This window comes from Aeromicrobium phragmitis, from assembly GCF_003674095.1.
GTDB classification, from domain to species: Bacteria; Actinomycetota; Actinomycetes; order Propionibacteriales; family Nocardioidaceae; genus Aeromicrobium; species Aeromicrobium phragmitis.
On sequence record NZ_RDBF01000013.1, the window covers coordinates 18,595 to 41,082 of the forward strand.

The window sequence follows — 22,488 nt, forward strand, 5'->3', positions numbered from 1 at the left end:
GGTGACGGCCATGGCGAGCGAGACGCGACAGTACGTCGGAGCGATCGACCAAGGCACCACCAGCACCCGCTTCATGGTGTTCGACCGCGACGGGTGTGAGGTCGGCCGGCATCAGGTCGAGCACGAACAGCTCCTGCCCCGCTCGGGCTGGGTGGAGCACGATCCCGCCGAGATCTGGCGCAACACCTGCACGGTCGTCGAACAGGGGCTCGAGGACGCCGGGGTCGCGGCGACGGACCTCGCCGCCGTCGGCCTCACCAATCAGCGCGAGACCACGGTCGTGTGGGATCCGCGTACCGGTGCGGCGTTCGGCAACGCGATCGTCTGGCAGGACACGCGCACCGCTGCCCTCGCCGCAGCCCTCGACGAGGAGCACGGCGATCTCATTCGCCGCAAGGCCGGGCTCCAGCCCGCCTCGTACTTCGCGGGCGGCAAGCTGCGGTGGATCCTCGAGAACGTCGAGGGCGTCGCCGACGCGGCGGAGCAGGGCAACGCGTTGTTCGGAACGATCGACACGTGGCTGCTGTGGTGGCTCACGGGCGGCCCGGACGGCGGTGTCCACCTCACCGACGTCACCAATGCGAGCCGCACGATGCTCATGGACCTCGAGACCCTGCAATGGGACGACGAGCTCATCGCCGCCGTCGGCGTTCCGGCGTCGATGCTGCCCGAGATCCGCAGCTCGGCGGAGGAGTACGGCACCACGCGCGGTGACGGCCCGTTCGGCGCCGAGGTCGTCCTCGCCGGGGACCTGGGCGACCAGCACGCCGCGCTGGTCGGCCAAGCCTGCTTCGAGCCCGGGATGCTCAAGAACACGTACGGCACGGGCAACTTCCTCGTGCTCAACACCGGCACCGAGATCGTGCGCTCCGAACGCGGCCTGCTGACCACCGTGGCGTACCAGTTCGGCAACGATGAGCCGGTCTACGCGCTCGAGGGGTCGATCGCCGTCACCGGCTCGGCCATCCAATGGCTGCGCGATCAGCTGCAGGTCTTCGACGAGGCCGCCGACTCCGAGCGGCTCGCCTCCACCGTCGACGACAACGGCGGTGTGTACTTCGTCCCGGCGTTCTCGGGGCTGTTCGCGCCGTACTGGCGCCCGGACGCGCGCGGCGTCATCGTGGGCCTCTCGCGCTTCAACACCCTCGCCCACGTGGCTCGCGCGGCGCTCGAGGCGATCTGCTACCAGAGCAAGGACGTCGTCGACGCGATGATCGCCGACGCCGACCTCGATCTGGAGGTGCTCCGCGTCGACGGCGGCATCACCGCCAACGACCTGTGCATGCAGATCCAGGCCGACATCCTCGACATCGAGGTCAGCCGTCCCGAAGTCATCGAGACGACGTGCCTCGGCGCGGCCTACGCGGCGGGCCTCGCGGTCGGGTTCTGGTCCAGCACCGACGAGCTCGTGGCCAACTGGACGGAGAACAAGCGCTGGCGTCCGACCTGGGACGACACGCAGCGCGAGGAGGGCTACCGCGAGTGGAAGAAGGCGGTCGAGCGGACGCTGGGATGGGCGCACTGACGTCGCGCTTGACTCTCACACGGTGTCAGGGACTGGGCTGAGGACATGTTCACCATCGGAGACTTCGCCCGGCTCGCGGGTGTCTCGGTCCGGATGCTGCGGCACTACGACGGACTCGGCTTGCTCACGCCCGAGGAAGTCGATCCGTTCACGGGGTACCGGCGGTACTCGGCGGCGCAGTTGCCTCGGGTCAACCGACTCGTGGTGCTGAAAGACCTCGGGTTCCGGCTCGACCAGATCGGGCCGATCCTCGACGCCGCGGTGTCGACCGAGGAGCTTCGCGGCATGCTGCGCCTGCGGCACGCGGAGCTCTCGGCCCAGATCGCGGCCGACGCCGAGCGCTTGCGGCGGGTCGAGCAACGTCTCCGACTCATCGAGAAGGAGTCACACATGTCTGAACACGAGTTCACCATCACGAGCCTGCCGGCCGTGCGCGTCGCGACCGTCGCCGCCACCGCCGAGTCCGCCGAGCTGATCGGCCCGGCCATTCAAGGGGCGTTCGCGGAATTGTCCACCACACTGACCCGCGCCGGCATCGCATTGAATCAGGCGGCCATAGCAACGTACGGCTTCGACGACGGCGGCGTCGTGACCGTGCGAGCGGCATTCCCCGTCGGCTCCGATGTGCAGGTCGACGGGGTGGAGGTCCTGGACCTGCCCCACGTCGAGCGGGCCGCCGTCACGACCCACATCGGCGCGATGGACACGATCGCGGCGACCTGGCAGGCGCTCGGCGAGTGGATCGAGGCGGTGGGAGAACAGCCCGGCGACGGCAGTCTCGCGCGTGAGGTCTATCGGGTGATGCCAATGGACGACCCCGCGTCTTGGGTCACCGAGATCCAGTGGCCCTTGCGTTAGATCGCGGTCATCTCGGGCGGACGGGCGCACCGATCGCTGGTTGACTGGGGGCATGCGATCGGTAGCCCTGTCCCCCCAGTACCGCACGGACGCCATCGCCGCGATGGCCTCCGAGCCCCTCGACATCCTGGTGCTCGGCGGTGGCGTCGTGGGCGCCGGGGCGGCCCTCGACGCCGCCACTCGCGGGATGTCGGTCGGCCTCGTCGAAGCTCGCGACTTCGCGTCCGGCACCTCCAGCCGGTCGAGCAAACTCATTCACGGTGGCTTGCGCTACCTGGAGATGCTGGACTTCCGGCTCGTCGCCGAGGCGCTGGGCGAACGCGGTCTGCTGATCGACAAGCTCGCCCCGCATCTGGTGAAGCCGGTTCCGTTCCTCTACCCACTCACGCGCCGCGTGTGGGAGCGGTTCTACGCCGGTGCTGGGGTCGCCCTCTATGACTCGATGGCCAAGCTGTCGGGCCGGGCGCGTGGCGTGCCGCGGCATTCGCACCTCACCCGCCACGGAGCACGCAAGCGCATGCCGGCGTTGCGCAAGGACGCGCTCGTCGGCGCGATCCAGTACTACGACGGCCAGGTCGACGATGCCCGGCACACGATGTTCCTCGCTCGCACGGCGGCGGCCTACGGAGCGCACGTCGCGAGCCGCACCCGCGTGGTCGATCTGCTCCGCGAGGGCGACCGTGTCGTCGGCGCCCGGATTGCCGATCTCGAATCGGGCGAGGAGTACGACGTGCGCGCCAAACAGGTCGTCAACGCGACGGGCGTGTGGACCGACGAGACGCAGAGCCTCGCGGGGGAGCGCGGGCAGTTCCATGTCCGGGCGAGCAAGGGCATCCACCTCGTCGTCCCCCGAGACCGGATCCGCGGCGAGTCCGGGCTCATCCTGCGCACGGAGACGTCGGTGCTCTTCGTCATCCCCTGGGGTCGGCATTGGATCGTGGGGACGACCGACACCGATTGGGAGCTGAGCAGGGATCATCCTGCCGCGAGTGCCAGGGACATCGACTATCTCCTCGAGCGGGTCAACAAGGTCCTCGTCGAGCCGCTCACGCACGATGACGTCGAGGGTGTCTTCGCGGGACTGCGGCCGCTGCTGGCCGGAGAGTCCGACGCCACGAGCAAGCTGTCGCGCGAGCATGCCGTCTCCACCGGCGTCAAAGGCCTCGTCGTCATCGCCGGTGGCAAGTACACGACCTACCGGGTCATGGCCAAGGACGCGATCGATGCCGCCGTCGACGCGATGGCGGTGCAGCTGGACCGCAAGGTGCCGCCGAGCTGCACCGAGGACGTTCCGCTCCTGGGCGCCGACGGGTACGAGGCGTTGTGGAACCAACGCACGACCCTGGCCGACGACCACGACCTCGGGGTCGGCCGGGTCGAGCACCTGCTGAACCGCTACGGCTCCCTGGCACTGGAAGTGCTCGACCTCATCCGCGAGCGGCCCGACCTCGGCCGCGCGCTCACCGGTGCCGACGACTACCTCCGAGCCGAGGTCGTCTACGGCGTGACCCACGAAGGGGCGCGGCACGTGGACGACGTCGTCGCCCGCCGCACCCGCATCTCCATCGAGACCTTCGACCGCGGCACCGAGGTGGCTCGCGAGGTCGCCGAACTGATGGGCGCTGAGCTGGACTGGAGCGACGAGCAGCGCGAACGCGAGGTCGACCACTACCTCAAGCGCGTGGCCGCCGAACACGAGAGCCAGACGATGCCCGACGACGAGACCGCCGACGCGGCGCGGATGGGCGCGCCGGACGTCGTGCCGGTGGTCGCGCGATGACGCCGCTGGTCGTCGCGGCGACCGCCGCCGAAGCGGCCTACGTGCCCGAGGGGCTCGCGACCGTCATCACCGGTATCGGCAAAGTGGAGGCGGCTGCCGTCACCGCGCTGGCGATCGGCGAGCACCGGCCCGATGTCGTCCTCAACGTCGGAACGGCCGGCGCGTTGCGGACCGGCATGAGCGGCATCTTCCTGCCGTCGCTGGCGATCAATCACGATCTCGACGCGCCGTCCATCCGCGCGCTGGGCGCTGAGGCGATCGACGAGGTGGCGATCGCCGACGGGGACGGGTCGGTGCTGGCCACGGGTGACCGCTTCGTCAGCGACGCGGCCCTGCGCGACGTGCTCGCTCAGCGGGCGGGCCTGGTGGACATGGAGGGGTTTGCCGTCGCCCGAGTCGCTGCGGCAATGGGCGTGCCAGCGCGACTGGTCAAGGTGGTCAGCGACACCGCGGACGACAGTGCGCTCGACTGGCCCGATGTCGTCGACGGCTGCGCGCGGCAGCTCGGGGAGTGGCTCGCTCAGTCGCTCTGAGCCGCCCGGTCCCGCGTGCGCATGGCCTTCGTGAGCGCGTACAGCGCGACTCCGACAGCGATGATGAGCCCGCCGCGCAGCCAGACGTCCGCGCTCTGCTGGCTGAGCAGCACGAGGCACGAGATGACGGCCAGGACGGGTACGGCGGTCCAGGCGTGGAAGTGCTCGTGCGTCACCGGGTCGCGGCGCAGGACCAGGACGGCGGCGTTGGTGCTGACGAACACGAACAGCAGCAGGAGCACCACCGTCTCGGCCAGGGTGGCGACGCTCCCGGTCGCCGTGAGCGCCATGGCGACGAGGGTCGTCGACGCGATCGTCACCCACGGCGTGCGACGGTTCGGCAGCACCCTGGTGGCCGCGGACGGAAGCAGTCCCTGGTTGCCCATGCCATAGGCCAGCCGGCTCGCCATGATCATCGTCAGCAGGGCACCGTTGGCGACCGCGATGAGCGCGATGAGGCTGAACAGCCACGCCGGGACCGCCACACCGGTCTCCTCGACGACGGCGAGCAGCGGTCCGCTGGACTCGCTGAGTTCGTCCGAGGACAGCGCGATGGACGCGGCGGTGCCGACGAGCATGTACAACACGCCGGCGACGGCGAGCGAACCGAACAGCGCCTTCGGGTAAACGCGGGAGGGATCTCGCACCTCTTCGATCACGTTGGCGCTGGTCTCGAAGCCCACGAACGAGTAGTAGGCCAGTAACGCGGCCCCGAAGACGGCAACGACCGGGCTGGAATCCGCGTCGAAGCTGACCGCCCGGCTCACGTTGCCACCGCCTCCGGACATGAAGACGGCGACGGCCACGACGACGAGCACGAGACCGCTCGTCTCGATCATCGTCATGACGAGGTTGGCGCTCACCGACTCCTTGATGCCCCGGGCATTGAGTGCGCCGATGAGCGCGAGGAAGACGATCGCACCGAGTTCGGGCGGAACGTCGATGAACGTGCCGAGGTAATCGCCGGAGAACGCGAGCGCCAGTCCCGAGGCGCTCACGACACCGGCGGCGAGCATGCAGAAGCCGACGAGGAACGAGACGACCGGACGCTTGTACGCCCGCTCGGCGAACACTGCCGAACCGCCCGCGCGCGGGTACTTCGTGACCAGTTCGGCGTAGGAGGCCGCGGTGAGGAGTGCCATGAGGAGCGCGACGAGCATCGGTACCCACGTCACGCCACCGACCTCGCCGGCGATCTCGCCGACGAGCGCGTAGATGCCCGCTCCGAGAACGTCACCGAGGATGAACAGGAACAGCATCGTTCCCGTGATGTTCCGTTTCAGCGCGCCATCGGCGGCGGGTGCGTGTGTCGGCTCGGCCACCTGCTCAGGCTAGGACGCTATCGCCCGTTTCTCCTGTCGAGCGGCACGACGCCGAGACGCGTGCAGCAGGCTCGCTCCAGCGGCCAGCAGGGCACCGACTGCGCCCAGGAGACCGACGGGAGCAGCGGAACCGATGGTGGGCAGGGTGGCCGCGGGCGCGGCCGAGCGCGACACGCTGGGACCGGCCCCACCGCCCGCGTCCGCCGCTTGGCTCACCGTGATGGATTGGGAGACTCGCGCGGCAGCGAGGTAGTCCGCATCACCGGCCTGGTCGGCGTGGAGCACACAGGTGCCCGCGCCGATGAACGAGATGCCCTCGTCATCCATAGTGCAGACCGAACCGGAATCGGGGTCGACCGAGAACGTGACCGGGAGTCCCGACGTGGAGGTCGCCGTCGGTGAGTACGTGGACCCGGCCACCGAATTCTCAGGTGGGCTGGACGTGAACTCGATGGTCTGCGACATCTTCTCGATGACGAGCGTGAAGGACTGGACGGCCACCGGGGGCACGCCGTTGTCCGCGGTGAGGGTCAGCGGATAAGACCCTGCGGTGCCCGATTCCGGGGTCCCGGACAGCACGCCGTCCGCGCCCATCGTGACGCCCGCGGGCAGCGCGCCCGTGGCGGTCACCACCGGGGTAGGCGTTCCCGTCGCGGCCACGGCGAACGAACCGCTCTGCGTGACCGTGAAAGCCGTCGTATCTGCGCTCGTGATGGCCGGGGACTCGGCCTCGTAGGTGACGACGACCTCGCCGTGGCCCCGATGCACGCCGTCGTTCATCTGCACGTCGCTCGCCGCGGGCGTGACGTAGTTCGAGCCGCCGCCCCCGCCGCCGCCCCCGCCGCCGAGAGCGCTCATGGTGCTCCCGCCGCCGCCCCCGCTCCCGCCGCCGAAGTAGCCGCCGCCACCACCGCCGCCGGGAGCTCCCAGGAGTCCTGAGTGGTCGACGATCGCCCCGCCTTGACCTTCCGTGCCGGGCAGGCCGGGCACGCCCTGGTTCGAGGACGACCCGTCTTCCCCGGCGCCGCCGGCACCGCCGGCGCCACCGGACGTTGTCCCTTGTCCTCCGGCCCCGCCACCAGCGGCCTGAGCCGGCAACGGTTGCGCCGTCCCGTCTGTGGCGACGGGACCGGAACCACCGCCTCCGCCTGCGCCACCTGCGGGACCACCCATTCCGGACGGCCCGGTGCCGCGGCCGTTGGCGCCGCCTCCGCCTCCGCCACCGGCCACGAGCAAGCGGTCGGCCAGTGTGTAGTCGCCCGATCGTAGGTCCGAGGCTCCGCCTCCGCCGCCGGCGAGGTCGTGGACGTTGCCAATGAAACGGCCGCCGCCGCCACCGTTGTAGCCGCCCGCCTGGCTCCCGTACCCAGGAGCCGCTCCGCCCACCCTGACTTGGTAGGTGGTACCGGCGGTGACCGGGATGGTGGCCACGACCTCGGCTCCGGCGCCGCCGGGAGGGTTCGGTGTGAAGGAGCTTCCGGCCCCAGCGCCGCCCGAGGCGCCGCGCAGGGTCACGGTGGCTTGCGTGACTCCTGCCGGTACCGTCCAGAACTGCTCGCCCCCGGTGTGGGCGAAGCCGACCGTGCACGTGGTCGCCGTGCACTCCGGATCGGAGGCCGGCGCGGCCTCGGCGGGTGCACCGGTGCCGGCGAGCGTCGCGAGGGCGCAGACCGCTGCGCTCCCGAGCACGAGTAGGTGGGTCCGCAGGACAGCCGTAGCGGTCCGGGTCTCACGACGCATCGGTATACCTCTTCTCGGATACCCAACCAGCTCGGTCACTGTCACGCGACAATACTCAGCTGGGAGGACCGGCGCCAGCACATCACGAGAACTGCCGGAAGCAGTTCGCTGAACGCACGGTGTCGACGATCAGGTGCATCATGGAGCCCGAATGACGACCCGACGAGGAACGCCCCAGGTCGACGACGTGATCGCTCCCGTCGTCGACCACGTGCGCCGTGACGATCCCGGCGGCGTCCTCGGACTGTATCTCTACGGCTCGGCCGTCGCGGCCGAATTGCGGGCGGACAGCGATGTCGACCTGATGCTCATCACGCAGCGATCGCTGACGAACCACGAGCGCGCCCGCCTCGTGGCAGTACTGCTGGACGCATCGGGATGGAGTGGCCATGCGGGCCGCTTCCCCGAGGTCGCCCACCGCCGTCCGATCGAACTCACGAGCCTGGTGTTGAGTGATGTCGAAAGTGGGCGCGCGCCACCGCGGCGCGACTTCCAGTACGGCGAGTGGCTGCGCGAGGAGATCGCCGCTGGCCGACTGATCGAGCCGGAGGACGACCCTGATGTCGTCACCCTGCTCGCGATGGCGCAGGCCGCGCACCGGGTAGTCCAGGGGGCCGACCTGGCCGATCTCCTGCCACCGGTCACGCACGAGCGACTCCGGCGGGCGATCCTCGCCGCGATTCCGGACATCCTCGCTGAGATCGAAGGCGACGAACGCAACACCCTACTGGCCTTGGCGCGGAGTCTCGTGACGCTGCGGACCGGGAGGATCGTCGCCAAGCACGAGGCGGCCGATCTCGTGGCGGCGACGCTCGGGGCGAGCGAACGCGAGCTGCTGCAGCGCGCTCGTGCCGGTTATCTCGGCGAAGCACCCGACGACTGGACCGGTGACGTCGAGCGCGTCACCGGCCTCGCACACAAGCTCGCGGACCGCATCGGCGCCTGTGCGCGCTGAGGTGGCTCCACCGTTCTCCTAGGATCGTGGTGATGTCGCATCGTGTGCTGGTAGTCGGAGGCCGGGGAGCGTTGGGGTCACGCATTCGTGCGGCCCTCGCCCGTGCCGGAGGCCTGGAGGTGGCGATTGGGTCACGGGCGCCGACCGACGCAGATGTGCGGATCGACGCGCGCAGCCGGGACAGCGTCCGTGCGGCTCTCGCAGCGCAGAGCCCGGATCTGCTGATCCTTGCAGCTCCTTCGATCACGCCCGCCGTACAACTCGCGTGCGCGGCGCAGGGCATCGCGTGCATCGACGTCTCACCCCGCAGTGATCTTCGCCTCGCCAACTATCCCGAGCTGGTGAACGCGGGGTCGCCCGTCCTCACGATGTGCGGCTTCTTTCCGGGACTCAGCGGATTACTCGCTCGTGAAGCTTCCGCCGGGCTGGACGAGGTTCGCGAGATCCGCGTCGGGCTGTTGCAGAGCACGAACGCAGCGGTGGGACCCTCAGGAGTGAACGACATGTTGCGAGCGCTGTCGCGCCCAGTCTCGACCATCGAGGGAACAAGGCGGGGATTCACGGTCAAGCGCCGGATGCGCTTCGACCATCGAGACGTGACCGTCCGACAGATGGACTACGACGAACGTGGGCTCGTGACGGACTGCATCCCGGCGGCCCAGGTGGAGTACTACACGGCGTGGTCGAACCGCTTCTTCACGAGAACGGTCGCCGGTCTCAACGCGGTCGGACTGCTCCGCGCGTTGGTAGACAGCAGATTTGCTATCACCCCGAAACACCGACCGGCACGCCCCGAGAAGGTGCATCTCACGGTCGAAGCGGAGGGAACGTCGCAGGGGCGGGCTACAACGCGCCGGTTCCGCGTCAGCGCCGACAGCGACTACGGTGCGACGGCGGAGGTCGTGGCCGCGACGGCGGTGGAAATCCTCCGAGAACCCCACCGATGGACGGGGGTGCAGGTTCCGATGGAGGCGTTCGGTCTCGACGATCTCACGCGCCACTTCGTCGGGATCTCGTTCGAGTCGTGATGCGAAAACGAGGTCCGAACCCATTGGGCGGGATGGACGGCTGGACCGGCGACGCAGAGCGGGGCACTGCACTGGCCCGCACCCTCCCAGCTAGTGCAGAAGCATCCGCCCCGTAGGGGGCGGGTAGCCAGTCCACGCTCAACCGTGCTCTCGATCATGCTCCTCATCTAGAACCGAGCACCGACATTCCCGCGCCGTTGCACACAAGGCGTCAGGGGCTAGCGGGGCCGCGGTCCCGTTCACGTCAGAACATGCCACGGAGGACATGATCGACGCCGCCTCCGAAAGCGAACGGATACCATGGCGTTCATGTCAGGCGCTGAGACTCGTATGCGGATTGGTGAGCTTGCATCTCATATCGGCAGCACCCCTCGCGCCCTACGGCACTACGAGCAGCAGGGACTTCTCGCCCCGACGCGTGAGCGCAACGGCTACCGCGTCTATGACGAGGTCGCTGTGGTGCGTGCCGCGAACATCAAGGCGCTGCTGGCTGCGGGCCTGACGACGGCCGACGTGTCGGAGTACCTCGAGGAAGGATGCCTGGACCGGCCGTTGACCGATTCACCTCGGTGCGCGGAGGAGCTCGCGACCGCGCAGAACCGTATCGAGCACCTTGATGATCTGCTCGCGCGGTTGCAGGAGACGCGCGAGCGGCTCGCTCACCATCACGCGTCCCTGGCCAGCCAGGTGGACGAAAGTGACCTGGCGGGCTGATCGACCGGGTACCGCGAACGTCGCTTGACTCTGACGCTGACGTCAGGCTTCTACCGTCCCGGCATGCGAACTCTGACATCCGAACGACGAAGTACGGCAAGCTGGCTGCCCTGCCTGGCACTCATCACCTTCGCCATCGGCACCGATGATTTCATCATCGCCGGCCTTCTTCCCGAGATCGCCCGCGACCAAGGCGTGAGCGAAGCGGCCGCCGGACAGCTCGTCACCGCATTCTCCGTCAGTTACGCCTTAGCTGCTCCGCCCCTGGCCGTGGCCATGGCGCAATTCCCGCGCAAACCCGTGGTCCTCTTCGGGCTCACCGCCTTCGCCATGATCAACGTGGTCACGGCGTTCGCGCCGAATTACGGGACGATGATGGCGCTGCGTATCGCGGCCGCCTTGGCTGCTGCATCGATCACGCCCGCGGTGTTCGCGCTAGCGGCCCAGCTCGCATCGCCGGCACGTGTCGGCCGTGCCATCGGTGTCGTGGCCGCGGGACTCACCGTCTCGCTTTTCGTCGGGGTGCCGCTGGGCTCATTGCTCGGCACTGCCTTCGGCTGGCGCTCCACCTTCCTGGCCGTCGCCTTGTTCACAGCGATCGTGCTCGCCGCGAGCGCGCACTACTTGCCCGCCGCACCGGGCGCACCGGAGATCGGACTGCGGGCTCAACTGCGGATCCTCAGCCGTCCCGCAGTGCTGACCACCGTGATCGGCACCGTGATGGGAGCGAGCGGAGGCTTGCTGGTCTACACCTATATCGGCCCCATCACGCGGGCAATGAGTGGATACGACGGACCGATACTGGCGTTCTTCATCGCTGTCGTCGGCGTCGCTGGGGCAGCGGGCACCCTCGTCGGGGGACGGCTGACTGATCGATGGGGCGCTGACCGCGCGCTCCTCGCGACCTTCGGGGGCATGGCGATCAGCTTGGTCAGTCTGGCGGCACTCGGTGCGGTCGTTCCCAGCGGCGTGCCGGTATGGCTGCTGGCAGGTGCGCTGGCACTCTACGGTTTCGCCGGATGGGGTTTCAATCCGCCGATGAACGCCCGGATGCTGGCACTGGCGGGCGACGGGGGTACGGAGGCTCTCGCGCTGAACACCAGTGGGCTGTATGTGGGGATCGCCGTGGGCGGAGCGGTCGGTGGTGCGGCCGTCGCTGCGGCCGGTGGCGTTGGCGCAGCTGTCACGGCCGCCGGAATGGCGGCCGTGACGTTTGCGGCCATCGCTGGGTTCGTCCGCCGGTATCCGTCGGCTCCCACGGCATGAGCGGCACGGTCGTGCCGTGGTGTGCTCAACTCAGGTTCTGTGCGAGTCCGACGAGGATGTTCTCGGGCCCGCGGACGTAGCAGAGCTTGTACACGTTCTCGTACTGGACGACCTCGGTGCTGACGAGCTGGGTGCCGTGCGGCCTGAGTCGGGCGAGTGTCTCGTCCATGTCGTCCACGTTGAACATCACGCGGAGGTAGCCCAGCGCATTGACCGGGGCGTTCCGGTGGTCTTCGACGATCTCCGGTTCGAGGAATCGGCAGAGCTCCAGGCGGCCGTGACCGTCGGGCGTGCGCATCATGGCGACCTCGGCCCGTTGATCGCCGAGGCCGGTGCAGCGCCCGGCCCACTCGCCCTCGGTCATGGCTCGGCCTTCGAGCTCAAGGCCGAGGTCGCGGAAGAACTCGATCACCGAAGTCAGGTCCTCGACGACGATGCCGACGTTGTCCAACGTGGTCGCCATGGCTCAGCGCAGCCTTTCGCCGGCGAGGTGCCGACCGAAGTTCGCGAGCGCTTCGTCCCACCCGTCGTAGACGTATCCGTCGCCGGGTTCGCCCGCGTGTCCGCGCAGGTGGAAGACGAGCTCGGTGCGATCGCCCTGCGGGGTGAGGGTGAGGGTGATCACGGGCGTGCCCTCGACGGGGGCGTCGGGTTCGCCCCAGGTGAAGACGAGCCGCTCCATCGGCTGCACGTCGAGATACTCGCCGCCGGTCGGGAACTGCTCACCGGTCTCGTCGTTCGTCATCGTGTACCGGTAACGGCCGCCGACGCGCACGTCGAACGACACGCTGTCGGTTGTCACGCCGAAGGGGTGCAACCAGTTCGCCAGTTCGGCGTCCTCGGTCCAGGCGCGCCACACGAGATCGAGGGGCGCGTCGAAGACGCGGGTGATCGAGAATTCAGGGGCTTGCGTTGCCGATGCGTCTGTCGTGTTCATGATCCTGCTTCCTGTGAGTTGTCGGTCTCGGGTCGGGCCTGCATGGTCTTCAGGTGTGCTTCGAGGGCGTCGAAGCGCAGGTTCCACTCGCGGCGGCGCTGCTCCACCCAGGCCGATGCGTGATCGAGAGGCTCGGTCTGCATCGTGAGAGTTCGCCACTGCGCCTGCGTGGTGCGGCTGACGAGACCCGCGCGCTCGAGCACCTTCAAATGCTGAGAGATCGCGGGGGCGCTCATCGCAAAGGGTTCGGCCACCTCGCCGACGGTCGCGGGTCCCTGCGCGAGCCGAGCAAGGATCGCGCGGCGCGTCGGGTCGGCGAGCGCAGCGAACACGAGACTCAGGGGGTCGGAAGCAGCCATTTCATTTATTCCTTAGTTAAGGGACCTCTTCATTAGGGCAGAGATCGGTCCGGCTGTCAAGAAGCACTTTCGCCGAGGACCAAGCGGTCGCGGTCGTCGCCGGGCACAGCGACACCATGGGCGGCGGCTATGAGAAGAAAAGTGGCGAGGTTCGAACCCGGGACCAGAGCCGTTCTTCTGGTCGAAAGTTCGAACCTCGCCACATCGGGGTGGATGACGGGACTTGAACCCGCGACCACCGGCACCACAAGCCGGGGCTCTACCAACTGAGCTACACCCACCAAGGCGCAGCGAAACTGCGCGACCGCGAGTCTACCGCAAGGTGGGTCAGGAGCCGTCTGCGGGGGTCTCCTGCCCGAGGATCTCCGCGGCGATGCTCCTCGCGGTCTCCGAGTCAGGGCCGGGGTCGGGGGTGAAGACCGCGCGGCGGTAGTAGCGCAGCTCGTCGATGCTCTCGCGAATGTCCGCGAGGGCGCGGTGATTCCCGCCCTTGGCCGGCGCCGCGAAGTAGGCGCGGGGGAACCAGTGGCGGGCGAGCTCCTTGATGCTGGAGACGTCGACCACGCGGTAATGCAAGTAGGACTCCAACTCGGTCATGTCCCGAGCGAGGAATGCCCGGTCGGTCCCGATGGAGTTGCCGGCCAGGGGCGCCTTGCGCGGCTCGGTGACGAACTCCCGGACGTAGTCGAGAACGCGCTCCTCGGCCTCGGCCAGGGTGATGCCGCCGTCCAGCTCGTCGAGGAGACCCGACGTCGTGTGCATCTGCGTGACGACCTCGTTCATCTGCTCGAGGGCCTCCTGTGGGGGCTTGATGACGAGGTCGACGCCGTCTCCGAGCACCTGAAGGTCGTAATCGGTGACGAGGGCCGCGACCTCGATCAAGGCGTCGTGCTCCACAGAGAGCCCGGTCATCTCGCAGTCGATCCACACCAGCTTGTCGTTCACCCCGCAACCTTACTGCGGGTAACCGTCACGGGACGTGGGGTGGACTCGCTACGCTTCTGGCGGACCTTTCGACCGAGGAGCCTCAGTGACGAACGACCGTAAGAACCGCGCCGCTCGCGCGGAGCAGATGCGCAAAGAGCGCGAGAAGGCCGAGCGCCGCCAGCGCAACATCATCTCGGTGGTGATCGTCGCCATCGTGGTGGTGCTCATCGGCGTGGGGGCGTGGGCGGTCACCGCCGCGCAGAACGCCAACCCGAAGGAGACCGAGGTCATCCAGCCCGAGGGCGCCCTCGAGGACTTCGGCGTGCCGTACGTTCCCGCCGGCGCCGAGACTCCCGCCGAGGACGTTCCGACGGTCGAGATCTTCGAGGACTTCCTGTGCCCGTACTGCCAGCAGTTCGAGCAAACGAGCGGTGAGGTGCTCCGTGCGCAGGCCGACGCGGGTGAGATCGAGCTCGTCTACCGCCCGTTCTCGTTCCTCGACGCGATGGGCGGCAGCACTAACGAGTACTCGCTCCGCGCCACCAACCTCGCCATGTGCGCGCTGGACAACGAGGGCCCGGAGGCCTTCCAGGCGGTCCACGACGCGCTGTATGCCAACCAGCCCTCGGAGGGTGGCGCCGGCCCGTCCGACGACGAGCTGCTGACGCTGGCCGAGGACGCCGGGGTCAACGTGCCCGAGGAGTGCGTCAAGCAGGAGCGTTTCGTCCCGTGGGTCAAGGCGGCACGTGAGCACGGTCAGGACGAGCGCGGTGTGAGCGGTACGCCCACCGTGTTCGTCGACGGCGAGGAGGTCGAGGACCTCACCGGTCAGGCGATCGCCGACGCGATCGAGGCCGCGCGCCAGGGCTGATCGACGCGAGTGACGGGGAGTTCCGCTGCCGGCCAGGCGGCGGGACTCCCCGTTCTCGTTCTCAGCGGCCGATGAGCGCGCCGAGCAAGGCGGCGGTGACGCACACGACGAGCATCCCGATCGCGTGCGCCGCGCCGACGACCGTGCTTCGCTCGCGCGTGATGTGCACGCTGTCCACGGCCGCCGTCGAGAAGGTCGTGAAGCCGCCGAGCAGGCCCGTACCCACGACGAGCAACGATCCGCGATCGCCCAGCTGAGCGGCGAGCAGGCCGAGCGCGAAGGAACCGATCAGGTTGACGACCCACGTGGCGCGGAGGGGGCGAGAGCCCGCGGCCAGGACCGCGGCGTAGCGCAGGCACGCGCCCACGCCGCCCGCGAGCACGACCAGCAACGCGATCATCGGCGCTCCCCGAGCCGCGATCCCGCGAGCGCCGCGAGGACCCCGACGGCCACGCTGACCGCCGCGTAGGCGATGCCGGCGAGGGGCGCGTCCTCGAGGAGTTCCTGCGTCTGCACGGCGAGCGCACTGTACGTGGTGAAGCCGCCGAGCACGCCCGTACCGATGAGGAGTCGCCAGCGTTGGCTGCTGGTCCTCGCGTAGAGCCAGCCGAGGGCGAACGCGCCAAGCACGTTGACCAGGAGGGTCGCCGCGGGCCAGTCGCCGATGGTCCCGACCGAGACATCGGCCGCATACCGAAGGCCGGTTCCCATCGCACCCCCGAGGAACACGAGGACGAACGACTCCGGCACACGCTGCGACACGGCGGTCACCGTAACACCGCAGGGTGGCGCCCCCGGCAGGACTCGAACCTGCGACCGTCGGATTAGAAGGCCGATGCTCTATCCAGCTGAGCTACGGAGGCTTGGCGACAACAGGGTACGGGACGAGCGCAGGCGTGGGCGCGGCACAGCATCGGGCGCGCGGCCTCGTCGTCGAGCGGTGAGTTATCACGCACGGTGAGCGCACACGTGCGTGTCAGCTCACCGCTCCCTGGGGGAGTGCGGGAAAGGTCACCGCTCGAGGGCGGTGGTCGGTGCCGAGCCCTAGGCTGGCCCTCGTGACCGCCTACGCCGCGCCGCCCGTCGCCTACCGACCTCAACGCGGTCGGCTGCTGTTGGTCGTGCTGACGTGGATCACCGGCTTCCTCGGCGCGGGCGCGGCGGTCTTCTTCGCCGCCCAGGCAGGCGACGTCCCCGGGGCGGCCCTCGCCATCGTGTTCGCCGTCGTCCCGTTGCCGCTCCTGCTGCTCATGTACTGGTGGCTGGACCGGGTCGAGCCCGAGCCGCTGCGCTACAAGTGGGCGGCATTCATCTGGGGTGCCGTGGTCGCCGTCGCCATCTCCTTGGTTCTCGAGGGCGCGGCGGCGGTGTGGCTGGACGTGCCGGAGGACGTGCTGGTCGCGGTCGTGGCACCCGTCGTCGAAGAGCTGGCCAAGGGGCTCTTCCTGTTCCTGACGGTGCTGCGTGCCCGCCGCATCATCGACGGCGTGCTGGACGGGCTCATCGTGTCCGGGCTCGTCGCGATCGGCTTCGCCGCGGTCGAGAACACCGGCTATTACGCCGCCAGCTACTTCGGGCTGGGTGAGGACGGCAACGAGATCGCCGGGGCCGAGGGGGCCACGCTCACCTTCGTCGTCCGCGGCCTGTTCAGCCCGTTCGCGCATCCGCTCTTCACCTCCGCGATCGGCATCGCGATGGGGCTCGCCGCGGGTCGCCGGTCACGTGCCGCGCGCTGGGCGCTCGTCGCCACCGGCAGCGTGATCAGCATCATCCTCCACGCGCTGTGGAACGGTTCGCTCGTGATCGGCGTACCTGCCGCCTACCTGCTCGTCTACCTGACCCTCGGCGGCCTCCTGGTGGCGTTGGGCTGCCTCGCGGTGATCCTGCGCTCACGGCAGATCGGGACGCTGTGGCGGTCGCTGAACTACATCGGCCAGCGCGGCTGGATCCATCCCGCCGAGGTGCCGTACCTCGTCGCTTTCGGCCGTCGCCGTCAGGCTCGCACGTACGCCAAGCAACGCGGCGGCCGCCGCGCCGAGAAGGTCGTCGAGCAGTACCAGGCGCTGGCGACCGAACTCGGTTTCCTGCACGACCAGGTGATGCGCGGACGAGCGCCGCGCGACGGTGTGACGCGTACCTACGACCTGCTCGACCGGATGCACGCGCTGCGTCCTGAGCTGCGGCTTCCACCGGCGCTGCCGCCAGGCGTGCGCTGACCCTGCGCCGATTCTCGACCACCAGGGTTTCGTCGCTACGATGGCGGGTATGGATTACCGCGTCGCAGACCTGTCGCTGGCCGAATTCGGCCGCGCCGAGATCACCCTTGCCGAGCACGAGATGCCCGGCCTCATGGCCATGCGCGAGCGCTACGGCGCGAGCAAGCCGCTCGCCGGCGCCCGGATCGCCGGCTCGCTGCACATGACGGTTCAGACCGCGGTGCTCATCGAGACCCTCGTCGAGCTCGGTGCCGAGGTGCGCTGGGCCAGCTGCAACATCTTCTCCACGCAGGACCACGCCGCCGCCGCGATCGTCGTCGGCAAGAACGGCACCCCCGAGGACCCCCAGGGTGTCCCGGTCTTCGCGTGGAAGGGCGAGACACTCGCCGAGTACTGGGATCTCGCCGAGCAGATCCTCGTGTGGCCGAACGGCCAGACCCCGAACATGATCCTCGACGACGGCGGCGACGCCACCCTCCTGCTCCACAAGGGCGTCGAGTTCGAGAAGGCCGGCGCCGTCCCCTCGCCGGACACCACCGAAAACGCGGAGTTCAAGGAGGTCCTGCGGGTCCTCGGCCGCGCCTTCGAGAACGATCCGGGCCGCTGGACCAAGATCGCCGAGAGCGTCAAGGGCGTCACCGAGGAGACCACCACCGGCGTGCTGCGTCTCTACGAGCGCTTCAAGGAGGGCACGCTGCTCTTCCCGGCGATCAACGTCAACGACTCGGTCACCAAGAGCAAGTTCGACAACAAGTACGGCTGCCGTCACTCGCTCGTCGACGGCATCAACCGCGCCACCGACGTCCTCATCGGCGGCAAGGTGGCCGTGGTCTGCGGGTACGGCGACGTCGGCAAGGGCTGCGCTGAGTCGCTGCGCGGCCAGGGCGCTCGCGTCATCGTCACCGAGATCGATCCGATCTGCGCGCTGCAGGCCGCCATGGACGGCTACCAGGTCGCCACGCTCGAGTCGGTCATCGACCAGGCGGACATCATCATCACCGCCACGGGCAACTTCGACGTCGTGCGGGTCGAGCACTTCGAGAAGATGAAGAACCAGGCGATCGTCGGCAACATCGGCCACTTCGACAACGAGATCAACATGGCCGGGCTCGAGCAGTACCCCGGCATCAAGTGCGAGACGGTCAAGCCGCAGGTCGACGTCTGGACCTTCCCCGACGGCCACAAGGTCATCGTGCTATCGGAAGGCCGGCTGCTGAACCTCGGTAACGCCACCGGCCACCCGTCGTTCGTCATGTCGAACTCGTTCACCAACCAGGTGCTGGCGCAGATCGAGCTGTTCACCAAGGCCGACCAGTACGAGCTGGGCGTCCACGTGCTGCCCAAGCACCTCGACGAGGAGGTCGCCCGACTCCACCTCGCCGCGCTCGGTGTCGAGCTGACCGAGCTTCGCAAGGAGCAGGCCGAGTACCTCGGCGTCGACGTGGCCGGTCCCTACAAGTCGGACCACTACCGCTACTGATCGATGGCGGCCGCGAGCGGGAGTTTCCGCCGGTCCAAACGCGACCGAGTCCTCATCGTCGACGACGACCCGTCCCTGGCGGAGATGCTGGGCATCGTCCTCGGCGGTGAGGGCCTGCGCAGTGAGGTGGTGTCCTCCGGCGCGGAGGTCATGACGGCATTCGAGCGGTTCCGCCCCGATCTCGTTCTGCTCGATCTGATGCTGCCGGGTCTGGACGGCATGAACGTGTGCCGCCAGATCCGGCAGATCTCGGCCGTCCCGATCATCATGCTGACGGCCAAGTCCGAGACTCCCGATGTCGTCGCCGGTCTCGAGGCGGGCGCCGACGACTACATCACCAAGCCCTTCCGAAACAACGAGCTCGTCGCCCGCATCCGCGCGCGGTTGCGCCGAGTCGGCCCGGTGTCGCAGCCGATCGTGTTCGGCGATATCACCGTCGATCCGACATCTCACCAGGCGACGCGCGACGGCAAGGTCCTGCCGCTGACACCCCTGGAGTTCGACTTGCTGGCCTGCCTGCTCAGCGATCCCTCCCAGGTGTTCACCCGCGAGGTGCTGCTGGAGAAGGTGTGGGGCTACCACCATCCCGGCGACACCAAGCTCGTCAACGTCCACATGACCCGCCTGCGCTCGAAGATCGAGGACGACGCCGACAACCCCCGGATCATCCGCACGGTCCGCGGTGTCGGCTACCAGGCGATCGACCCCGACGAGGCGTGATGCGGCGCGTCGCGGGACTGTGGCGTCGCTCGATCCGGTTCCGCGTCGTCGTGAGCACCATGGTGCTCACCTCGCTCGTCATCCTGCTGACCGGATGGGCACTGCTGCGCGCGGTCGCGGACGGTCTGGCCGACTCACGCAAGGACGTGGCCGTCGCCGAGGCCCGCGCCGGCTTCGACCTCGCCCAATCGCAGCTCGACGCGGCCGTGGACTCCGACGCGACCGCGCAGGCGCAGACACTCACCCAGCTGGTCGACAGCCTCGCCGCGACCCGGGGTGAGACGCGCACGTACGAACTCGTCCTCGAAGGCCCGCTCGGCGACGACGACACCACCGCTCCTGTGCGGTCCTCGGGAGAGATCGCGCTCTCGGCCCTGCCTGCCGACCTCGTCGAACGCGTCCGCTCGGACCCGGGCGTCGTCTGGCAGTACAGCGAACTCCCGGTCTTCGGCGGCGGCCCGGCACCGTCGGTCGTGGTGGGGAGCCGGCTCACGGCGCCGAACGCGGGGGAGTCGTACGCCTTGTTCTACGTCTTCTCGATGCGCGATCAGGAGCAGACGCTCGGTTTGGTGCGCCAGGCGTTGCTGGCCGGCGGCAGCGTCATGGTGCTCCTCGTCGGCCTCGTGGCCTGGCTGGTGGCACGGCAGGTCGTCGACCCGCTGCGGCTCGCCCGACGCATCGCCGAACGATTCGCGGCGGGTCACCTCGAGCAGCGGATGCACGTGCGCGGTGAGGACGACATCGCCCGGCTCTCGTCGTCGTTCAACCAGATGGCCGAGAGCTTGCAGCGACAGATCCGTCGGCTGGAGAACCTCTCGCGGCTTCAGCAGCGATTCGTCTCGGACGTGTCCCACGAGTTGCGTACGCCGCTCACCACGGTGCAGATGGCCAGCGAGGTCCTGTACGCCGACCGGGAGCACTTCGACGCGCACACCGCTCGCTCGGCCGAACTGCTCCACCGCGAGCTGCAGCGGTTCGAGTCGTTGCTCTCCGACCTGCTCGACCTCAGCCGTTTCGACGCGGGCGCCGCGCGGCTCGAGCTGGACCGCATCGACCTGCGCGAGGTCGCCGACCGGACCGCGGCCGACGAGGCGTTCGCCCGGGCCGGCATCTCCGCTCGCACTCGTGGCGCCCGGGGGCCGGCCATCGTGGAGGCGGATCCGCGCCGGGTGAATCGGATCGTGCGCAATCTCATCGCCAACGCGGCGAAGTACAGCAAGGCCAGCCGCGTCGACATCGTCGTCGGGCAGAACGAGGACGTCGTGTCCCTGGCCGTCCGTGACTTCGGGGTCGGCCTGGACGCCGAGCAGCAGGTGCGGGTCTTCGACCGCTTCTGGCGTGCCGATCCCGCGCGATCGCAGGGCGGCACCGGCCTCGGCCTCGCCATCGCCCGCGAGGACGCGGAACTGCATGGTGGCACCTTGCAGGTCTGGTCCCGTCGCGGCCTCGGCACCGAGTTCGTGCTCACGCTGCCCAAGCCCGGCCGCACGGTCGAGGGACCGGCGCTCCGATCGGTTTTCGCATGAGGCGCGCCGTCGTGGGACTGCTGACCGCGCTCGTGCTCGCGGCCTGCGCCTCGATCCCCGCCAGCGGGCCGGTCACCGAGGTGGAGGACGATCGCGGACTGGGCGAGAGCACCGCGCGCTACACGCCGGCAGGTCCGGCGCCGGGTGCGACGCCCGACCAGATCGTGCGCGGCTTCCTCGAGGCGATGCTCGCGTACCCGGTCAGTTCGCAGATCGCCTCGGAGTACCTCACCCCCGAGGCCGCCCGGGAGTGGCGCCCCAGCGAGTCGACGACGGTCTACACCGACGTGCGGTTCGGGCAGAGCGCGCCGGAGGGGTTCAGCCGACAGATCCGGGTCGGCTGGCGAGCCACGGCCCGACTCGATGAACAGGGCCACTACACACCGATGAACGAGCGGGTCGAGCAGCAGTGGCGGCTCGAGCGCGTCGAGGGGCAGTGGCGGATCGCGGAGGCACCGGACGGCATGCTCGTGACCGACGAGTACTTCGAGGACTACTTCCGGCCGTTCGACGTCTACTTCCTGGATCAGACCGCCTCGCACGTCGTGCCCGATCCGGTCTTCCGCGTCGTCGGCGATCAGCTGCCCACCGCCCTGCTTGCCAGTGTGGCCGAGGGGCCGGAACGTGCTCGAGCCGCGAGCACCCGCAGTGAGGTGCCCGCGGCAGAGCGGCTCCGCGGATCGGTGCCGATCGATGCCCAACGGGTCGCCGACGTCGAGTTCACGGTGCCACTGCGCGACCTGCCCAACGACGAACGTGAGCGGCTCGCGGCACAGATCGTCTGGACGTTGAACGGGGCACCCGGCGTCGGCGCGGTACGCATCTCGGGATCGGACGGCGTGCTCGCGATCGGCGGTGAGGTCGTCCAGGACACGGCGGCCTACGCCTCGTTCGCTCCGGTCTCCTCCGACGGGCGGATCGCCGCGGTCGTCGACGAGCGGCTGCGCCGGCTGGACGCGGACACGCAGCGGGCGGTTCCCGGGGTGAGTGTGGTGGGCGAGGTCGCCGGTGTGGCCTCGAACCAGACCGTGGTCGCGACGGTGGGGCCGGACCGCTCCACGCTCACCGTCCGCGAGGAGGGGGAGCCGACCGAGTTGACCGGCCAGGCATTCCTCGACCCGTTCGTCGACCGCGACGGTACGACGTGGGCCGTCGACGGCGAGGCCGTCCGAGTGGTCAGCGACGGAGACGTGCGGGCGATCGACGCGAGCGTGCTCGCCGGTGTCGCTCTCACGTCGTTCGCCGTCTCCCCAGACGCGGCGCGGTACGCCGTCACGGCCCGCACGACGGAAGGAACCGAGCAGTTGCTCGTCGGTCCGGTGCTGCGCGAGGACGGCGCGGTCGAGCGGCTCGGCACCCCGATGCGCGTGCCCACCGCGTCTCTCGCGGCCATGCGGTCGGTGACGTGGGTGACCGGTACTCGTCTCGCGCTCCTGGCCGAGGGCTCCGCGGGGGAGCAGGTCTACTCGGTGCGGATCGACGGTTCCGACCTGCGGCCTTCACTTCCTGGACTCACCACGCTGCTGCCGCGGATCGAGCCGGTGTCGCTCGCCGTCGGACTCGGTGAGGAACCTCGGCTCTACGTCCTCGACGTCGAGGGCAGGGTGCGCCTGCTCAGCCCGCGCGGATGGGAACGGGTCGACGCCGAATCCGTGACCGCGATCGGCTGACCTGGGCGCTGTCCACAGCCCGGTCTCCGGCCGGTGGCGGTCCTGCCGCTTTCCGGCCGAC

Annotated in this window: 22 protein-coding genes and 2 tRNA genes; 14 read left to right on the forward strand and 10 right to left on the reverse strand. The window is 69.1% G+C overall.

Going from position 1 to position 22,488, the window contains the following annotated elements; translation table 11 throughout:
• Positions 1–10: 10 nt before the first annotated feature.
• From glpK to D9V41_RS14415, 4 genes are read left to right on the forward strand one after another with little or no spacing between them, the layout of a single operon-like run.
• Positions 11–1,525, forward strand: a complete 1,515-nt coding sequence (glpK, locus tag D9V41_RS14400) for a glycerol kinase GlpK (protein ID WP_121795285.1) — start codon at positions 11–13, stop codon at positions 1,523–1,525.
• Between the two features lie 45 nt (positions 1,526–1,570).
• Positions 1,571–2,383, forward strand: a complete 813-nt coding sequence (locus tag D9V41_RS14405; RefSeq protein WP_121795286.1) for a MerR family transcriptional regulator — start codon at positions 1,571–1,573, stop codon at positions 2,381–2,383.
• A gap of 52 nt (positions 2,384–2,435) precedes the next feature.
• On the forward strand, positions 2,436–4,163 hold the full coding sequence (locus tag D9V41_RS14410; RefSeq protein ID WP_121795287.1) for a glycerol-3-phosphate dehydrogenase/oxidase: 1,728 nt from the start codon (positions 2,436–2,438) through the stop codon (positions 4,161–4,163).
• Positions 4,160–4,696: a nucleosidase gene (locus D9V41_RS14415; protein ID WP_121795288.1), complete on the forward strand. Its 537-nt coding sequence runs from the start codon at positions 4,160–4,162 to the stop codon at positions 4,694–4,696. The genes D9V41_RS14410 and D9V41_RS14415 overlap by 4 nt, the downstream gene beginning before the upstream one ends.
• Here the strand turns inward: D9V41_RS14415 and D9V41_RS14420 are convergent.
• Both D9V41_RS14420 and D9V41_RS18615 read right to left on the reverse strand, forming a co-directional pair.
• Positions 4,684–6,018, reverse strand: coding sequence for an APC family permease (locus D9V41_RS14420; protein ID WP_208006878.1), 1,335 nt, complete (start codon positions 6,016–6,018; stop codon positions 4,684–4,686). The genes D9V41_RS14415 and D9V41_RS14420 overlap by 13 nt on opposite strands.
• Before the next feature lie 9 nt (positions 6,019–6,027).
• Positions 6,028–7,758 (reverse strand): Ig domain-containing protein, encoded by a 1,731-nt coding sequence (locus tag D9V41_RS18615; RefSeq protein ID WP_166376057.1) that lies wholly within the window; start codon positions 7,756–7,758, stop codon positions 6,028–6,030.
• A 151-nt stretch (positions 7,759–7,909) separates the two neighbouring features.
• On the opposite strand from D9V41_RS18615, the gene D9V41_RS14435 reads away from it, so the two are divergent.
• The 4 genes from D9V41_RS14435 to D9V41_RS14450 all read left to right on the forward strand — a co-directional run bounded on the left by D9V41_RS14435 (position 7,910) and on the right by D9V41_RS14450 (position 11,721).
• Positions 7,910–8,713 (forward strand): aminoglycoside adenylyltransferase domain-containing protein, encoded by an 804-nt coding sequence (locus tag D9V41_RS14435; RefSeq protein ID WP_121795289.1) that lies wholly within the window; start codon positions 7,910–7,912, stop codon positions 8,711–8,713.
• Between the two features lie 155 nt (positions 8,714–8,868).
• The gene (locus D9V41_RS14440; RefSeq protein ID WP_121795290.1) at positions 8,869–9,741 is read left to right on the forward strand and encodes a saccharopine dehydrogenase family protein; all 873 of its coding nucleotides are present in this window, start codon (positions 8,869–8,871) and stop codon (positions 9,739–9,741) included.
• 309 nt (positions 9,742–10,050) lie between these two features.
• Positions 10,051–10,455, forward strand: a complete 405-nt coding sequence (locus tag D9V41_RS14445) for a MerR family transcriptional regulator (protein WP_208006879.1) — start codon at positions 10,051–10,053, stop codon at positions 10,453–10,455.
• Positions 10,456–10,518: 63 nt separating this feature from the next.
• Complete coding sequence (locus D9V41_RS14450) at positions 10,519–11,721, forward strand: MFS transporter (RefSeq protein ID WP_121795344.1); 1,203 nt, start codon at positions 10,519–10,521, stop codon at positions 11,719–11,721.
• 25 nt (positions 11,722–11,746) lie between these two features.
• On the opposite strand, the gene D9V41_RS14455 is transcribed toward D9V41_RS14450, so the two are convergent.
• The 5 genes from D9V41_RS14455 to orn form a co-directional block, all read right to left on the reverse strand.
• The gene (locus D9V41_RS14455) at positions 11,747–12,184 is read right to left on the reverse strand and encodes a VOC family protein (protein WP_121795291.1); all 438 of its coding nucleotides are present in this window, start codon (positions 12,182–12,184) and stop codon (positions 11,747–11,749) included.
• 3 nt (positions 12,185–12,187) lie between these two features.
• Positions 12,188–12,658: an SRPBCC family protein gene (locus tag D9V41_RS14460; RefSeq protein WP_121795292.1), complete on the reverse strand. Its 471-nt coding sequence runs from the start codon at positions 12,656–12,658 to the stop codon at positions 12,188–12,190.
• Positions 12,655–13,017 carry an ArsR/SmtB family transcription factor gene (locus D9V41_RS14465; RefSeq protein ID WP_121795293.1) on the reverse strand — a complete coding sequence of 121 codons (363 nt, stop codon included), beginning with the start codon at positions 13,015–13,017 and terminating at the stop codon, positions 12,655–12,657. The genes D9V41_RS14460 and D9V41_RS14465 overlap by 4 nt, the downstream gene beginning before the upstream one ends.
• Positions 13,018–13,225: 208 nt before the next feature.
• A tRNA-His gene (locus D9V41_RS14470) sits at positions 13,226–13,298 on the reverse strand.
• A 46-nt stretch (positions 13,299–13,344) separates the two neighbouring features.
• Complete coding sequence (gene orn, locus D9V41_RS14475; RefSeq protein ID WP_121795294.1) at positions 13,345–13,962, reverse strand: oligoribonuclease; 618 nt, start codon at positions 13,960–13,962, stop codon at positions 13,345–13,347.
• An 85-nt stretch (positions 13,963–14,047) separates the two neighbouring features.
• Here orn and D9V41_RS14480 point away from each other — a divergent pair, with 85 nt between their 5' ends.
• A complete protein-coding gene (locus D9V41_RS14480; protein ID WP_121795295.1) occupies positions 14,048–14,815 on the forward strand; it encodes a DsbA family protein in 768 nt (255 codons plus the stop codon).
• 61 nt (positions 14,816–14,876) lie between these two features.
• On the opposite strand, the gene D9V41_RS14485 is transcribed toward D9V41_RS14480, so the two are convergent.
• From D9V41_RS14485 to D9V41_RS14495, 3 genes are all read right to left on the reverse strand, one after another.
• Positions 14,877–15,215, reverse strand: a complete 339-nt coding sequence (locus D9V41_RS14485) for a fluoride efflux transporter FluC (protein WP_121795296.1) — start codon at positions 15,213–15,215, stop codon at positions 14,877–14,879.
• Positions 15,212–15,577: a fluoride efflux transporter FluC gene (locus D9V41_RS14490; protein WP_208006880.1), complete on the reverse strand. Its 366-nt coding sequence runs from the start codon at positions 15,575–15,577 to the stop codon at positions 15,212–15,214. Before D9V41_RS14490 ends, D9V41_RS14485 begins: the two co-directional genes overlap by 4 nt.
• 24 nt (positions 15,578–15,601) lie before the next feature.
• Positions 15,602–15,678: transfer RNA gene (locus D9V41_RS14495), tRNA-Arg, on the reverse strand.
• Positions 15,679–15,873: 195 nt separating this feature from the next.
• On the opposite strand from D9V41_RS14495, the gene D9V41_RS14500 reads away from it, so the two are divergent.
• The 5 genes from D9V41_RS14500 to D9V41_RS14520 are packed head-to-tail and all read left to right on the forward strand — an operon-like array spanning position 15,874 to position 22,427.
• Positions 15,874–17,031 carry a PrsW family intramembrane metalloprotease gene (locus D9V41_RS14500; RefSeq protein ID WP_121795297.1) on the forward strand — a complete coding sequence of 386 codons (1,158 nt, stop codon included), beginning with the start codon at positions 15,874–15,876 and terminating at the stop codon, positions 17,029–17,031.
• A 49-nt stretch (positions 17,032–17,080) separates the two neighbouring features.
• Complete coding sequence (gene ahcY / locus D9V41_RS14505; RefSeq protein ID WP_121795298.1) at positions 17,081–18,511, forward strand: adenosylhomocysteinase; 1,431 nt, start codon at positions 17,081–17,083, stop codon at positions 18,509–18,511.
• A gap of 3 nt (positions 18,512–18,514) precedes the next feature.
• Positions 18,515–19,231, forward strand: coding sequence for an MtrAB system response regulator MtrA (gene mtrA, locus D9V41_RS14510; protein ID WP_121795299.1), 717 nt, complete (start codon positions 18,515–18,517; stop codon positions 19,229–19,231).
• A complete protein-coding gene (gene mtrB, locus D9V41_RS14515; protein ID WP_121795300.1) occupies positions 19,231–20,757 on the forward strand; it encodes an MtrAB system histidine kinase MtrB in 1,527 nt (508 codons plus the stop codon). The genes mtrA and mtrB overlap by 1 nt, the downstream gene beginning before the upstream one ends.
• Complete coding sequence (locus tag D9V41_RS14520; RefSeq protein ID WP_121795301.1) at positions 20,754–22,427, forward strand: LpqB family beta-propeller domain-containing protein; 1,674 nt, start codon at positions 20,754–20,756, stop codon at positions 22,425–22,427. The genes mtrB and D9V41_RS14520 overlap by 4 nt, the downstream gene beginning before the upstream one ends.
• Positions 22,428–22,488: the final 61 nt, after the last annotated feature.

Excerpts from the sequence above, each read along its gene's own strand:
- glpK (WP_121795285.1), top strand. The coding sequence starts at position 11 with ATGGCGAGCGAGACGCGACAGTACGTCGGAGCGATCGACCAAGGCACC.
- D9V41_RS14405 (WP_121795286.1), top strand. The coding sequence starts at position 1,571 with ATGTTCACCATCGGAGACTTCGCCCGGCTCGCGGGTGTCTCGGTCCGG.
- D9V41_RS14410 (WP_121795287.1), top strand. The coding sequence starts at position 2,436 with ATGCGATCGGTAGCCCTGTCCCCCCAGTACCGCACGGACGCCATCGCC.
- D9V41_RS14415 (WP_121795288.1), top strand. The coding sequence starts at position 4,160 with ATGACGCCGCTGGTCGTCGCGGCGACCGCCGCCGAAGCGGCCTACGTG.
- D9V41_RS18615 (WP_166376057.1), bottom strand. The coding sequence starts at position 7,758 with ATGCGTCGTGAGACCCGGACCGCTACGGCTGTCCTGCGGACCCACCTA.
- D9V41_RS14435 (WP_121795289.1), top strand. The coding sequence starts at position 7,910 with ATGACGACCCGACGAGGAACGCCCCAGGTCGACGACGTGATCGCTCCC.
- D9V41_RS14445 (WP_208006879.1), top strand. The coding sequence starts at position 10,051 with ATGTCAGGCGCTGAGACTCGTATGCGGATTGGTGAGCTTGCATCTCAT.
- D9V41_RS14450 (WP_121795344.1), top strand. The coding sequence starts at position 10,519 with ATGCGAACTCTGACATCCGAACGACGAAGTACGGCAAGCTGGCTGCCC.
- D9V41_RS14455 (WP_121795291.1), bottom strand. The coding sequence starts at position 12,184 with ATGGCGACCACGTTGGACAACGTCGGCATCGTCGTCGAGGACCTGACT.
- D9V41_RS14460 (WP_121795292.1), bottom strand. The coding sequence starts at position 12,658 with ATGAACACGACAGACGCATCGGCAACGCAAGCCCCTGAATTCTCGATC.
- D9V41_RS14465 (WP_121795293.1), bottom strand. The coding sequence starts at position 13,017 with ATGGCTGCTTCCGACCCCCTGAGTCTCGTGTTCGCTGCGCTCGCCGAC.
- D9V41_RS14485 (WP_121795296.1), bottom strand. The coding sequence starts at position 15,215 with ATGATCGCGTTGCTGGTCGTGCTCGCGGGCGGCGTGGGCGCGTGCCTG.
- ahcY (WP_121795298.1), top strand. The coding sequence starts at position 17,081 with ATGGATTACCGCGTCGCAGACCTGTCGCTGGCCGAATTCGGCCGCGCC.
- mtrA (WP_121795299.1), top strand. The coding sequence starts at position 18,515 with ATGGCGGCCGCGAGCGGGAGTTTCCGCCGGTCCAAACGCGACCGAGTC.
- mtrB (WP_121795300.1), top strand. The coding sequence starts at position 19,231 with ATGCGGCGCGTCGCGGGACTGTGGCGTCGCTCGATCCGGTTCCGCGTC.
- D9V41_RS14520 (WP_121795301.1), top strand. The coding sequence starts at position 20,754 with ATGAGGCGCGCCGTCGTGGGACTGCTGACCGCGCTCGTGCTCGCGGCC.